This is a genomic window from Leisingera sp. ABD4_442, from assembly GCF_056160905.1.
Window position 1 is genome coordinate 58,838 of the sequence record NZ_JBSWYB010000011.1, and the last position, 12,554, is coordinate 71,391.

The 12,554-nt window shown below is 63.1% G+C and carries 11 protein-coding genes; 5 read left to right on the top strand and 6 right to left on the bottom strand.

Annotated elements, in window-relative coordinates; genetic code table 11:
- Positions 1-111: 111 nt before the first annotated feature.
- Positions 112-2,304 carry a chemotaxis protein CheA gene (locus tag ACXAHG_RS11065; protein ID WP_475057247.1) on the bottom strand — a complete coding sequence of 731 codons (2,193 nt, stop codon included), beginning with the start codon at positions 2,302-2,304 and terminating at the stop codon, positions 112-114.
- 119 nt (positions 2,305-2,423) lie between these two features.
- Between ACXAHG_RS11065 and ACXAHG_RS11070 the strand changes: the two genes are divergently transcribed.
- Positions 2,424-3,089, top strand: a complete 666-nt coding sequence (locus tag ACXAHG_RS11070; RefSeq protein WP_475057248.1) for a thiamine diphosphokinase — start codon at positions 2,424-2,426, stop codon at positions 3,087-3,089.
- A gap of 3 nt (positions 3,090-3,092) precedes the next feature.
- Here the strand turns inward: ACXAHG_RS11070 and ACXAHG_RS11075 are convergent, their stop codons facing one another.
- The 5 genes from ACXAHG_RS11075 to ACXAHG_RS11095 all read right to left on the bottom strand — a co-directional run bounded on the left by ACXAHG_RS11075 (position 3,093) and on the right by ACXAHG_RS11095 (position 9,128).
- Positions 3,093-4,007, bottom strand: a complete 915-nt coding sequence (locus ACXAHG_RS11075; protein WP_475042105.1) for a DMT family transporter — start codon at positions 4,005-4,007, stop codon at positions 3,093-3,095.
- Positions 4,008-4,206: 199 nt separating this feature from the next.
- Positions 4,207-5,580 carry an L-serine ammonia-lyase gene (locus ACXAHG_RS11080; protein WP_475057250.1) on the bottom strand — a complete coding sequence of 458 codons (1,374 nt, stop codon included), beginning with the start codon at positions 5,578-5,580 and terminating at the stop codon, positions 4,207-4,209.
- Positions 5,580-6,287, bottom strand: a complete 708-nt coding sequence (locus ACXAHG_RS11085) for a glutathione S-transferase family protein (RefSeq protein WP_475057252.1) — start codon at positions 6,285-6,287, stop codon at positions 5,580-5,582. The genes ACXAHG_RS11080 and ACXAHG_RS11085 overlap by 1 nt, the downstream gene beginning before the upstream one ends.
- A gap of 352 nt (positions 6,288-6,639) precedes the next feature.
- Positions 6,640-8,271 carry an arylsulfatase gene (locus tag ACXAHG_RS11090; protein ID WP_475057253.1) on the bottom strand — a complete coding sequence of 544 codons (1,632 nt, stop codon included), beginning with the start codon at positions 8,269-8,271 and terminating at the stop codon, positions 6,640-6,642.
- Between the two features lie 20 nt (positions 8,272-8,291).
- A complete protein-coding gene (locus tag ACXAHG_RS11095; RefSeq protein ID WP_475057254.1) occupies positions 8,292-9,128 on the bottom strand; it encodes a TauD/TfdA dioxygenase family protein in 837 nt (278 codons plus the stop codon).
- A 90-nt stretch (positions 9,129-9,218) separates the two neighbouring features.
- Between ACXAHG_RS11095 and ACXAHG_RS11100 the strand changes: the two genes are divergently transcribed.
- The 4 genes from ACXAHG_RS11100 to ACXAHG_RS11115 all read left to right on the top strand — a co-directional run bounded on the left by ACXAHG_RS11100 (position 9,219) and on the right by ACXAHG_RS11115 (position 12,548).
- Entirely contained in the window at positions 9,219-10,142 is a 924-nt protein-coding gene (locus ACXAHG_RS11100; protein ID WP_475057256.1) for a LysR family transcriptional regulator, read from the top strand.
- Positions 10,143-10,334: 192 nt separating this feature from the next.
- Positions 10,335-10,967: a tyrosine-type recombinase/integrase gene (locus tag ACXAHG_RS11105; protein ID WP_475057257.1), complete on the top strand. Its 633-nt coding sequence runs from the start codon at positions 10,335-10,337 to the stop codon at positions 10,965-10,967.
- Positions 10,968-11,236: 269 nt separating this feature from the next.
- A complete protein-coding gene (locus tag ACXAHG_RS11110; RefSeq protein WP_475042117.1) occupies positions 11,237-12,121 on the top strand; it encodes a DMT family transporter in 885 nt (294 codons plus the stop codon).
- Positions 12,122-12,179: 58 nt separating this feature from the next.
- Positions 12,180-12,548, top strand: a complete 369-nt coding sequence (locus ACXAHG_RS11115) for a protein tyrosine phosphatase family protein (RefSeq protein WP_475057259.1) — start codon at positions 12,180-12,182, stop codon at positions 12,546-12,548.
- The last annotated feature ends 6 nt before the right edge of the window (positions 12,549-12,554 follow it).

Sequence of the window (12,554 nt, forward strand, 5' to 3'; positions counted from 1 at the left end):
GACGGTCAATTCACCCCGGGATATTTTTGGCCAGATGAAACAGGATCCGGTCTGAAAAATAAAAAGGCGGCCTCGCAGGGGCCGCCTTTTTCTATTGGTCTTTCGGGCTGCTCAGCCCGCGGCGCGCTTGGGCTTGAAGCCGATGTCGCCGGAAGCGGTGAACTGGCCGTTGCCGGAGCGTTCGATCTTGCCGTCGCGCAAGAGCTGCCCGAAGGAGCGCAGCCCGTCCTCGCGGTTGAACTCATCGCCGCCGGCGCTGCGCACCTTGCTCATCAGCTGCGGGCGCGAGAAGTGGTCGCGGCCTTCGACAAAGCTCATATAGGCGGCGGCGGCTTCCAGCAGCTCGTGCAGCTCTGCGGCGCCGCGTTCGGCGGCATAGGAGGCAAAACCGCTGCCGGAGCCGGCGGCCTCATCCTCCAGGACTGCGGCGGAGACCCGGCGCGGGCGCACCGGCTGCTGCGGCGCGCTGCCTTCGTCGATGCGCTGCGCCGCCACCAGCTTGAGCGGGGCGGGGCGGGGCTGTGCGGCAGCCGGGCGTTCGGAGGCGGCCTGGCGCGGTTCCGGGCGGCGCGGGCGCACCACGCTGGCCAGATCCTCGCGGTAGGGCTGGGCGCCGTCGGCGCCTGCGGTGCCGCCAGCGCCGCCGTCGGCCTTGGTGGCGGCAACGGCCGCGCGCAGCTGGCTGTAGGCCTCGAGGGAGGAGGCGGTTTCCGGATCCTCGAGCCGTTGGTCGGCGGCGTCCATCAGGCGGGAGACATCGCTGTCGTCCAGGCTTGCCGCGGCCGGCTGGTAGGGTTCTGCCTGCGGGGCCTCGGCCTCTGCCACGGCCTCTGCTTCCGGGGCGTCATCCGCCTCCTGCAGTTCGGAGGCGGCCAGGATCTCAGCCTCGACCTCGGCCAGTTCCCGCATCAGGTCGGCTTCGTCCTCCTCTGAGAGTGCCGTGTCCGGTTCTGCGGCTGGGGCGGCTTCCTGCAGGCGGCCGGAGGCGATGGCCTTCTCAAAATCGGCACGCTTGACTTTGGTGATCCGCACGCGCGGAACGGGGGTTTCTTCCGGTTCTGCTGCGGTCTGTTCTGCGGCGTCTTCCGACAGCAGATTGTCAGAGCTGCGGTCCTCGTCCCCGTCCTCATCCAGGTTCAGGCCTTCATCCGCACCGGCCGCTGCATCTGCCTGCAGATTGACGAACAGGCTGTCGTCAAAGGCCTGATCCGGGTCGCCAAGACCGGACAGCGGAACGGAGCCTTCCTCAGCGGCGTCCTGCGCATTCAGGTCCAGGCGGTCCAGCGCCTTAGCGATTTCATCGTCGCCTTCGTCGTCGAAATCCGGAGCACCGTCATCGGCGTCTGCCTGCAGCGCGCTGGAGATGTCTTCGGCAGCGGACTCCAGCACGTCGTCGGCATGTTCGTCTTCGCTGAAGTCTTCCTCAGGCGCCTGGGCGACCACGGCGCGGATGCGCTGCAGCTTGGCGGCGATGCTGTCGGCGGCGGGGGCGGTGTCTTCTGCGGCTTCGGCCGGTTCCGCAACGGGCTGGGGTTCGTCCGCTTCGGCCTCTGCCTCGGTGACTTCCAGCAATTCAACGGCGGGGGCCGGCTCTTCTTCGCTTGCGGTTCCCAGCACAGCTGCGATGGCTTCTTCGGCTTCGGCTTCGGCTTCGGCTTCGGCTTCGGCTTCGGCTTCGGCTTCGGCTTCGGCTTCGGCTTCGGCTTCGGCTTCGGCTTCGGCTTGCTCTGCTTCCACTTCTTCCGCCGCGTCTTCAATTTCTGCTGCTGCGGCCCGGGCTTCTTCGGCGGCGGCCTCAGCCGCGGCTTGGGAGGTTTCGGCGGCAATCACGTCTGCGGCGGCGGTCTCTTCGGCAATGGTCTCTTCTTCGGCTTCCACGGCTTCAGCTTCGGCGGCTGGAGCCTCTGCCGGGGCAGGAGCGGGCGCGGGCTGTTCGGCAACCGGTTCTGCGGCAGGGGCCGGAGCCGGAGCGGGCGCCGGGGCCGGGGCCGGTGCGGGGGCTTCGGCAGCAGCGGCGCCAAGCGCCGGGGTGGCCGCACGCAGGTGGATGCCGCCCTCGCTGGTGCGGGCCTCGACCTGGCGGGCAATCTCGCGCTGGGCGATGCGGGCCAGCGTGTCTGCATCGGGCTGCGGCGGCTCGGCGCCGAAGTAGCGGTCATCCGCGGCAAGGTCGCGGAAATACTCGGCAATCGCCTTCATCGTGCCGAAGGAATCCTCAAACCCTTCCAATGTGCAGGAAAAGGTTCCATAGGATACGGTCAAGACTTTGTTGTTATGTACCATCAGCTCGCTCGTCTTCGCCACATACGTTGCCATTCACCATAAAGGCTGGAAGGACCAATTTTGCTCGAATCCGTGCAATTGATCGTATCATTTTGTGTTCACATTGTGACCTGTTTCCAAAACTGGCAGGAATTGCGCCCATGAACGCGAAGATTGTTGATGTATCGGAACCAATCACCCTGGTGGGCGGCGGTGCGCTGGCTGCTGGCGATCTGGAGGCGGCGCTAACGCTGGCGCCGGTGCTGGCGGCGGCGGATGGCGGCGCGGCGGCGGCGCTGGCGGCGGGGCATGTGCCGCGGGCGGTGATCGGGGATTTCGACTCGCTGGCGGAGGATGTGCGGGCGCAGCTGCCGGCAGAGAGCCTGCATCCGGTGGCCGAGCAGGACAGCACCGACTTCGACAAGGCGCTGCGGATGGTGGCGGCGCCGGCGGTGCTGGCGGTGGGGTTTCTGGGCGCGCGGGTGGACCATCAGCTGGCGGCCTTTAACACGCTGGTGCAGGGGCATGACAGCCCTTGCGTGCTGGTGGGGGAGACGGAGGTGATCTTTCATCTGACCCATGCGGTTGCGCTGCCGGCAAGGGCGGGGGAAGTGATTTCGCTGTTTCCAATGCAGGCGGTCAGCGGGCGGTCCGAAGGGCTGGAATGGCCGATTGAAGGCCTGCGGATGTCGCCGATGGGGCGGATCGGCACCTCGAACCGGGCGCTGGGGCTGGTGCGGCTGGAGCCGGAGGGGCCTGGCCTTTTGGTGATCGTGCCGCGGCGGCTGCTGGCGGATGTGCTGGGGGCGGTGCGGCTGGACCGCTAGATCTCAGGCGGGATTGATGCGTTCTTCGGTTTCCGAGGCCTTGCGTTCGCGCAGCACCGCGTAAAGCCCCGCGCTGATGGTCAGGAGGATGCCGAAGGCCGCCAAGGTGTTCGGCAGTTCGGAGAAGATCAGCCAGCCGAAGAACACCGCCACCGGGATTTCCAGGTATTGCATCGAGGCCAGCGTTGCGGTGGGGGCATAGCGCAGGCTCCAGGTCATCAGAAGATGCGCGATAGTGCCCAGCACGCCGGTGGCGGCCAGCAGCCACCATGTATGGCTGGGCGGGGCGTTGAGGTTGAGACCCTCTAGGCCAGCCGAGTCGCCGAACCACAGGAGCGGCAGCATGAACAGGCTGGCGAGCAGGCCGGAGACCGCCTGCAGCGAGACCGGCTCGGTCTGCTTGGCGATTTTGCGGGTGACCAGCATGAAGAGGGCAAAGATCACCGCCACCAGCACCGGCCAAAGCGCGTTCCAGCCGACCGCGGCAAAGCTGGGCTGAATGACCAGCAGGGTGCCGGTGAAGCCGACCACGCAGGCGCCGAGGCGGCGCAGGCCGACTTGTTCGTTCAGCACGTATTTGCCCAGGAGCAGCATGATGAAGGGCATGACAAAGGCGATTGCCACCGCATCGGCCAGCGGCAGGTATTTAAAGGCGGTGAACATGGCGCCGACACCGCCCATCTGCAGCAGGGTGCGCAGCAGAACATAGGGCAGAACATGGCGCGGCATCTTCAGGGAGTAGCCCAGCAGCAGGGCAAAGGGGATCAGCAGGCCCGCCTGAAAGCCGAAGCGGGCAAAGACCATCTGCCCGACGGGGATATGGGCGCCCAGCAGCTTGGCGATGGCGTCGCAGACCGGGATGGTCACGCAGAAGCCCAGCATCAGGGCGATGCCGAGGAGGGGGCGGTCCTGTGTCATGGCGCCACGCTAGGCGGGGCGGGGGAAACTTACAAGGTGCGGTTGAAGGCGAGACAATTTGTGGACATAGACCCCGGGCCGTTTGGGGCCCGGTTCGCGCCCGTCCCCGCCCCCAGGGCGGGCGCGAAACGCCCACCCTCGGTGCCGGGCGCGAACCTGTGTTTGGTCGTTCCGGCAGCGGCAGTCTGAGATTTGAACCTCAGCAGTTCGGCACGTTCACGGCGAGGCCGCCGAGCGAGGTTTCCTTGTATTTGTCATGCATGTCGGCGCCGGTCTGGCGCATGGTCTCAATGCAGGCGTCCAGCGGCACGAAGTGCTGGCCGTCACCGCGCAGGGCGAGGGAGGCAGCGGAGACCGCCTTGATTGCCGCCAGGCCGTTGCGTTCGATGCAGGGCACCTGAACCAGCCCTTTGACCGGGTCGCAGGTCATGCCCAGGTGATGCTCCAGCGCGATCTCGGCAGCGTTTTCCACCTGCTCGGGCGTGCCGCCCATCACCGCGCAGAGGCCGGCGGCGGACATTGCCGACGCCGAGCCGACCTCAGCCTGGCAGCCGGCCTCAGCGCCCGAGATAGACGCGTTGTATTTCACCAGGCCGGCAATGGCGGCGGCGGTCAGCAGGAAGTCCTCGACATGGCTTTCCGAGGCACCCGGCACATGGTCGAGGTAGTAGCGGATCACTGCGGGCAGGGTGCCAGCGGCGCCGTTGGTCGGCGCGGTCACAACCTGGCCGCCGGCCGCGTTTTCCTCGTTCACCGCCATCGCATAGACGCTCATCCAGTCGTTGATGGTGTGCGGCGCGGTCAGGTTCATGCCGCGTTCGGCCATCAGCGCGTCATAGATGCCCTTGGCACGCCTGCGCACCTTGAGGCCGCCAGGCAGGATGCCGTCGCGCTCCAGCCCGCGGTTGATGCAGTCGTTCATCACCTGCCAGATGCGGGCGGTGCCCTTGGCGAGGCTGTCCTCGCAGCCGCGGGCGATCTCGTTGGCGCGTTTCATGCCGGCAATGGATTTGCCGCTGGATTTGGCCATCTCCAGCATTTCGGCCGCGGATTTGAACGGGTAGGGGACGGGATCGCCTTCGTCGGTGGCCTTGCCTGCGGCCAGTTCTTCCTCGGTCACGACAAAGCCACCGCCGATCGAGTAGAACACCTGTTTCAGGATCACGTCGCCCTGGGCATCCGTGGCCATCAGGATCATGCCGTTGGAATGGCCCGGCAGCGCGTGATCATAGTCGAAGATCATGTCGGCCTTGGGGTCGAAGTGCAATTCGCCCAGCCCCTCGGGGTGCATGGTATGGGTCTTGTTCAGCTCCGCCAGGAAAGCCTCGGCCTTTCCGTCGTCATAGTCATGGGCGACAAAGCCGCCGAGGCCGAGGATGGTGGCGCGGTCGGTGGCGTGGCCGACGCCGGTGAAGGCGAGCGAGCCGTGCAGCGAGGCGCGCAACCCGTGGAATTCAAAGGGCGAGGCGCGCATCATGTCGAGGAAGCGCGCGGCGGCGACCATCGGGCCCATGGTGTGCGAGGACGACGGGCCGATGCCCACTTTGAACATGTCGAAGACGGAGAGGAACATTAGGTGGCTGATCCTTCTGGGGGATTGGCGTAGGCCGGGGATGTAAACGGGGTGGCGCCGAGGCCCTCGGCCTCGCGGGCCACGGCAACAGCGGGGCGGTGTTCCAGCGCGGCGCAGAGGCGCTGCAGGCTGGGGTAATGGGCCAGGGTGAACCAGGATTTGTCGGCCTGTGCGGGATAGAGCGCCATCCAGCGCATCTGGCAAGCCAGGTAATAGTCCAGCACCGAAGGATGCGGCGCGCCGAACCAGACGGGGCGGGCGGCGGCGGCATGGTCAAGGCTGCTCAGATGGGTGTGCAGCCGCTGGCGCAGCACCTTTTGCAGCTGAGCCTGCTGGGCCGGATCGGCGCCGATGTATTTCTTGGGATAAAACAGCATCCGCAGGTCGGCGTGCAGCGTGTTAGAGGCAAAGAACAGCCATTTCAGGAAAGCGGCGCGGTCCGGGCTGCCGGGCTGCGGTGCCAAGGCACCATGGCGTTCGGAGAGCCACAGAAGGATGGCTGCGGTCTCAAACACCGGGCCGTCCGGGGTTTCCAGCACCGGGATCAGCCCGTTCGGGTTCAGCGCCCGGTATTCGGGGCTGTTCTGCGCTTCTGCCCGGCGGTCGACCAAGACGGTTTCATAGGGCTGGCCAAGCTCCTCCAGCACCAGCCGGATGACCAGCGAGGCGTTGTCGGGGGCGTAGTGCAGGCGGTATTCGGGTTTCATAGCGCAACATTATAACTCGGACCGGCGGAATATGTGTCCGTTTCCGGCGTTTCCAATAGGAAACCCGCCTTTGTGATGCATGTTTGGCTGGCGGGATGCGAAGCGGCGGAAAGGCGCTGTGCGGGTCCGGCGCAGCGATGGCTGTTGAGAGCCCGGACCGGTCATTGTGATTTATTGCTGCACGCGCACGCAGCGTGAATACCGCTGTGTTGGCACAAAGTGTTCCGCCGCGCAGCGGCGGAAATACCGGCCATTGGTTCAGCGCGCAGCGGCGATGAAGCGGGCAATCTGCAGGTAGCGGACAATCCCGTCCTTTACCAGTGGACCCCCAGTCGCCGCTTAGCCATCAGTTTCAGCCATTCGGGGTTTCCATCTTCCACGCCGCCAGCAATTTCGGCAGCGCTTCGTTCCAGTCCAGCACACCAGCGGCTTGGGCCCAGGCCTGATACTGGCGGATCAGATCTTTCTCCAATGCGGGGTTACGGCCCGCAAGATCGGTCAGTTCGGTGCGGTCGGCCTCGATGTCGTAGAGCTCCCAGGGGCAATCATGCAGCCGCACCAGCTTGAACTGACCCAGGCGGATCGCGGCGTTGCCCTCGTGCTCCCAAAAGATTGGCTGCGCGCGCTGCCAGTCCTTGCCCTGAAAGAGGCCCAGCAGTGACTCTCCCTGCAGCGGCTGGATCTCATGGCCGCCGGCCTCGGTCTGATAGGCAGCGCCGGCGGCTTCCAGGATGGTCGGCAGGATATCGACCACGTGGCAGGCCGCATGGGCAGCACTGCGCGGTTTGAACCCTTTTGGCCAATGGGCGACCAGAGGGGTCGAGATGCCGCCTTCATGCACATAATGCTTGTACAGGCGGAACGGCGCATTGGAGACATTGGCCCAGGGCTTGTCATAGCTTTGAAATGTCTGGGCATCGCCTGGGCGCAGGCCGGTCACATTGCCCATGGTGATCTGCCTGCCGTCCTGCGTTTTGTCCGGGTAGAACTTCGCCCAGCCGTCTTCGGCCATAAACTCGGCGCAGCCGCCGTTGTCGCTGAGGAAAAGGATCAGCGTGTTCTCAAACTGCCCGAGCCGTTTCAGCGCCGAAATCAGTGTGCCGACCGACTGGTCCATGCGGTCCACCATCGCCGCATAGGTGGCCATCTTGCTGGCCTCCCAGTCCTGGTTCTTTTCCTGTTCCCAGCCATGCACGGTGGTGTCACGCGGGGAGATGTCCCAGTTCCGCTGGAACACGCCCTTGCCGTTCATCGTTTCATGGCGTGCGGTGCGGATATAGTCCCAGCCCTTGTTATAGACGTGATCGTATTTTGCGATGTCCTCAGGATGGGCATGCAGCGGCCAGTGCGGCGCGGTATGGGCGAGGTAGAGGAAGAATGGCTTTTCGTCCGCCACCGCGCCTTCGATCATGCCGATGGCCTTTTGGGTGATGGCGTCGGTGAAGTAGAAATCATCCGGGAAGGTTTCGACCCGGCTGTCATCCTCCAGCATGTAATGCGGCGAGAAGAAATGCGTGGCGCCGTCCATGATCCCGTAAAACCGGTCAAAGCCGCGCTGGCGCGGTGTCGGGTGCTCAAGGTCACCAACCCGCCAGCTGTCCACGCTTCGCGGCTCGAAATCGCCGGCCACATGCCATTTGCCGGACATCAGCGTGGCATAGCCGCTGGCGCGCAGATGCTCGGCTATGGTGGCGCTGTCATTGCGCAGGAACCCCTGATAGGCGGGCGTGCCCAGATTGGCGCCCATATGCCCGACGCCGGCGTTATGCGGGTAAAGCCCGGTCAGCAGCGACGCCCGCGTCGGGCAGCAGCGGGCACAGTTGTACATCGCAGACAGCATCACGCCGCCCCGCGCAAGGGCGTCGATGTTGGGGGTCTGGATCTCTGACCCGGTGCAGCCGAGGTCGGCAAACCCCATGTCGTCCGCCAGGATCAGGATGACATTGGGCCGGAGGGTGTCTGTCTGAGAGCTGTGGCTGGTCATGACTGAGCTTTCATCAGCGGTCAGGATGCGGGTGCGGAGGCAAGCGGGACGCCTTCGACGGTGACCCGGTGCATCAGGCGGCGGAAACCGTGATAGTCGTTGATCGCCTTATGCCAGGTGGCACGGTTGTCCCACATTGTGATGTCACCGGCCCGCCAGCGCACGCGGCATTGAAATTCCGGCTGCTGGCAATGGGCATAGAGCATGGCCAGAAGCGCCGAGGATTCTTCCGGGTTCAGCCCTTCAATGCGGGTGGTGAAGACCGGGTTCACAAAAAGGCCGCGCCGCCCGCTCAGCGGATGGGTGATGACAACCGGATGCCGGGCGTCCTGGGTGGCGGCCTCCGCATTGCCCAGACGGCCCGATTTCACCGCCTCGCTGTCCATCGCGGCGGCGCCGAATACATGGCGCGAGGAATGCACGGCTGTGAGACCATCAAGAAACCGGCGCATTGGCGCTGAGAGCGCCTCATAGGCGGCGCCCATGGAGACAAACAGGGTGTCGCCGCCATAGGGCGGCATCTCGATGGCGTGAAGAATAGAGCCCATCGCCGGTTCCTGATCATAGGAATGATCGGTATGCCACCCCTCGCCAACGGCCTCTTTCTGGTCCTTCTCTTTCAGGACAGTGGCGATTTCCGGGTGGCCCTTGACCGGTTTGAAGAACCGGTTGACATTCACCGGCCCGAAGCGGCGGGCAAAGGCCAGGTGATCTTCTGGCCCTGCGGTCTGCCCCCGCAGCACGATCACCGAAAATTCCGCAAATGCGTCCCGGATGGTGCTGAAATCCTTGCCGCGGCGGATATCCGCCCCCAGGATTTCCGCGCCCAAACCGCCGGTCATTGGCAATATTTCCATGATATCCTCCGCTGTCGCCTGCAGGCAGCATAGGGTCTGTCCTAAAACTGGAAAAACTGATTTAACCTGCTTCAAAGGAAGATTTTCCCAATGGTTAGCTTCACCCTTCGCCAGCTCACCTACCTGACGGAAACCGCACGGCAGGGCGGTATTGCCCAGGCGGCGCGGCAGCTGAATGTCTCTGCCGCGGCTATCGCCTCGGCACTGGACAAGCTGGAGGCCGCTACCGGCCTGACCCTGTTTGACCGGTTTCCGGCACAAGGTATGCGGCTGACCCGCGCTGGCGAGACCTTCGCCACCCAGGCCGAGGCGCTGCTGACGCAGGCGGCTGCACTGGACCGGCAGGCCGCGGATCTGGCGTTTGGCCGCACCGGCAGGATCCACATCGGCACCCATCACGCACTTGCGCAGCAGATCGTTCTGCCTGCAGTGCTTGCTTTCCGCGAAAGCCATCCGGGCGTCCGTATCGAGGTGAAGGAAGCAGACTATCCGGCATTGGTGGCCGCGCTGGACACTGGCGAGGTGGATGCGCTGGTGGTTTTTGACCAGGGGTTCGACCCCGGCCGGCATGAGGTTGAAGTTCTTTTGGAACTGCCGCCCCTGGTTCTGTTGTCAGGCGCGCACCCTTTGGCAGCGAAAGCCCGGATCAGCCTGTCCGACCTGACTGGTCTGCCCTATATCTCCGTCTCGCCCGCTGGGCCCGGCCCCAGCTACCTGCAACTGCTGCAGGCCGCGGGCGTTCACCCCGAAGTGCCGTTCAAGTCCCAATCCCGCGAGCTTGTTCAGGCTTACGTCGGCAAGGGGTTCGGTTTCACGCTTGCAGGCTTCCCGCCCAAACAGGACTGCACGACTGAAGGCGACCCAATCGTTGCGCGGCCGCTTAAGGAAAGCATCGGGCACTACAGGGTGGTGATTGCCCGCTCGCGTCAAGCGGTTCAGTCAGGGCTGACTGACCGGTTTCTAGAGATCTGCAGGGCGCCGATCTCTATTTCTGGTCTTGCAGGAATTCAATGATCTGCAAACCTGTGATGCTGCCGTTCGTAATTTCTGCAGCATCTGTCGCAATGGGTGCACAGCCGTCCAATGCGCGCGCGGAGACCGCAAATTGATTTGCCGCCCGAACCGGCGGCTCAGTCCCACGTGCAAAAAGGCCCTGTCAGCGCGGTGCTGATGACTGGGTGCGGAGGGAGGATTGGAGGGCAAATCATGCCAAGAGTCCAACTTCCCGCAGCAACCCCAAAACGCAAGGCTTGGAATAAAGGACGGATCATCGGGCAGAAGCGGCCGCTGCTGCCAAAGCAGGTTTGGGCGATCCGGGCACGGCTCGAACTTGCCGGAAACCTGCGTGATCTCTCTCTTTTCAATGTCGCCATAGATAGCAATTTGCGCGGCTGCGATTTGGTCAAACTTACAGGGACTGATCTAGTGAAGGATGATCGCGTCCAGGAGCGCGTTTCGGTGATCCAAAGCAAGACTAAGCGACCTGTGCGGTTCGAACTGACCGAAAATACCAGAGAAACTGTTCTGGCCTGGGGCAAGTCGCCCGGGATGTTTGCATGCCCGTTCATGTTCCCAAGCCGCTTCCATGATCGGCTTCACATCTCGACACGCCGGTACGGTCGGCTGGTCCGCGACTGGGTAACAGCCATTGGGTTGGAACCAAGCGCCTACGGCACGCATTCGCTCCGCCGTACGAAGGCAGCGGAAATTTACCGGAAGACTGGCAATCTCCGCGCAGTCCAACTTCTGCCTGGTCACAGCAAGGTCGACAGCGCGGTGCGCTATCTGGGTGTTGAACTTGAAGATGCTTTGAGCATCGCTGCGCGTATCGGCAGATGACCTGCCTTGGCGAACGATGCAGCCGTTCGCCATTCCGAAGCAGAGGTCCAGCCTAAACGCAGCTTTGGCCGGTAGCGAGCCCATTCTGGGAAATGCTGCGACCTTCCTGAACGACTGCTATTGCTGCTTGGGTTTGCCGCATCTGAAAAGCATACTTGACGGTATGATTTTGTTGACTGGCGATCCGAATCTTCATAATCACACTTGTGAGTATGATTTTTGGACGCCCGCACATCGACGGCCTGTCCTGCAAAACGAAGGGTATGGCAATGTCTGAAACAACAAGCATCCAACCAAGCCGGAACGTGCGTCTCAAAGGCATTGGGATCGCGCTCATTGGGGCAGCGCTGATGAGCCTGGATCCGGTTTTCATCCGGTTTTCCGGCGTGGAAGAGCTTGAAACCTCGTTTCTCTTCGGCCTCTTCACCGCGATCTCAATGGCTGCCGTCATTCAGCTGAACGACAAGCGAGGTGTTATTAAGGTATTGCGAGAAAGCGGGTGGCCCTTGCTGGCAGCAGGGCTCTTGATGCTGGGAAGCGCCAGCGGGCTGGTATTCGCGATTAAGAACACCTCTGTCGCAAACACGTTCCTGATCTTCAGCACGACACCAGCGATTGCAGCGGTGTTCAGCTGGATATTCCTGCGTGAAAAAGTGTCCGGACAAACATTGTTCGCCATTGCCGGCGTGTTTGCCGGCATTGCAGTTGTGGTGTCTGGCTCGACCGGCACCAGCAACTGGTTCGGCGACATGCTGGCTGTGTTTGCGGTCTCGTGCCTTGCCCTGATGATGACACTCTTGCGCAAATTTCCCGACGTGAGCCGCATGGGGGCAGTGGGTGTTGGAGGCTTCCTGCTGGCAGTGGCAATGTTCTTCTTCACCGAGCCATCGGCCTTCAGCTTGAACACATGGCTGATCATGGGCGCGATGGGCCTGCTTACCGCTCCGTTTGGCCGGGTTCTGTCGATGGTCGCAACCCGCTATGCCACTGCGACCGAAGTGTCGATGACCCTGATGCTGGAAACTGTCTTGGCTCCGATCTGGGCATTCCTTTTCTTCACTGAGGTGCCGGGTGCCAACAGCCTGGCCGGTGGTGCCATCATCCTGGTCACGATCATCGCCTACACACTGCATCTAACCAGAGAGGAAGGCTGAAGCTGGCAGGCTTCAGCTCTCTCCGCCTGCACCCGCCTTTTCTGACAAGGAGCTTTAGATGGATATTAAACGGATCTCATCCGAGGTCAGTGTGAGCCCGCAGATTTCAGTGAATGATCTGGCGGCAGTAAAGGCCGCGGGGTTCAAGGGGATCATCTGCAATCGGCCCGATGGTGAGAGCGCGGATCAGCCCAGGTTTGCTGACCTTGAAAAAGCTGCAAGCAAAATTGGATTGAAATTGCGTTATGTGCCAGTTCAGCCCGGCGCGGTTTCAAATAGCGATGCGGTGGCATTCGTCAAAGCGCTGAGTGATCTCGGAAGCCCGGTCTTGGCCTTCTGCGGTTCGGGTAAGCGATCTGCATCGTTGTGCGCCCTGCTGCAGGAACAGCAAGCGCTGAATGATCTTCCTGACCAAATCCTGAACTAAGAGGCC

Excerpts from the sequence above, each read along its gene's own strand:
- ACXAHG_RS11105 (WP_475057257.1), top strand. The coding sequence starts at position 10,335 with ATGCCAAGAGTCCAACTTCCCGCAGCAACCCCAAAACGCAAGGCTTGG.
- ACXAHG_RS11070 (WP_475057248.1), top strand. The coding sequence starts at position 2,424 with ATGAACGCGAAGATTGTTGATGTATCGGAACCAATCACCCTGGTGGGC.
- ACXAHG_RS11085 (WP_475057252.1), bottom strand. The coding sequence starts at position 6,287 with ATGAAACCCGAATACCGCCTGCACTACGCCCCCGACAACGCCTCGCTG.
- ACXAHG_RS11080 (WP_475057250.1), bottom strand. The coding sequence starts at position 5,580 with ATGTTCCTCTCCGTCTTCGACATGTTCAAAGTGGGCATCGGCCCGTCG.
- ACXAHG_RS11110 (WP_475042117.1), top strand. The coding sequence starts at position 11,237 with ATGTCTGAAACAACAAGCATCCAACCAAGCCGGAACGTGCGTCTCAAA.
- ACXAHG_RS11095 (WP_475057254.1), bottom strand. The coding sequence starts at position 9,128 with ATGGAAATATTGCCAATGACCGGCGGTTTGGGCGCGGAAATCCTGGGG.
- ACXAHG_RS11075 (WP_475042105.1), bottom strand. The coding sequence starts at position 4,007 with ATGACACAGGACCGCCCCCTCCTCGGCATCGCCCTGATGCTGGGCTTC.
- ACXAHG_RS11115 (WP_475057259.1), top strand. The coding sequence starts at position 12,180 with ATGGATATTAAACGGATCTCATCCGAGGTCAGTGTGAGCCCGCAGATT.
- ACXAHG_RS11100 (WP_475057256.1), top strand. The coding sequence starts at position 9,219 with ATGGTTAGCTTCACCCTTCGCCAGCTCACCTACCTGACGGAAACCGCA.
- ACXAHG_RS11090 (WP_475057253.1), bottom strand. The coding sequence starts at position 8,271 with ATGACCAGCCACAGCTCTCAGACAGACACCCTCCGGCCCAATGTCATC.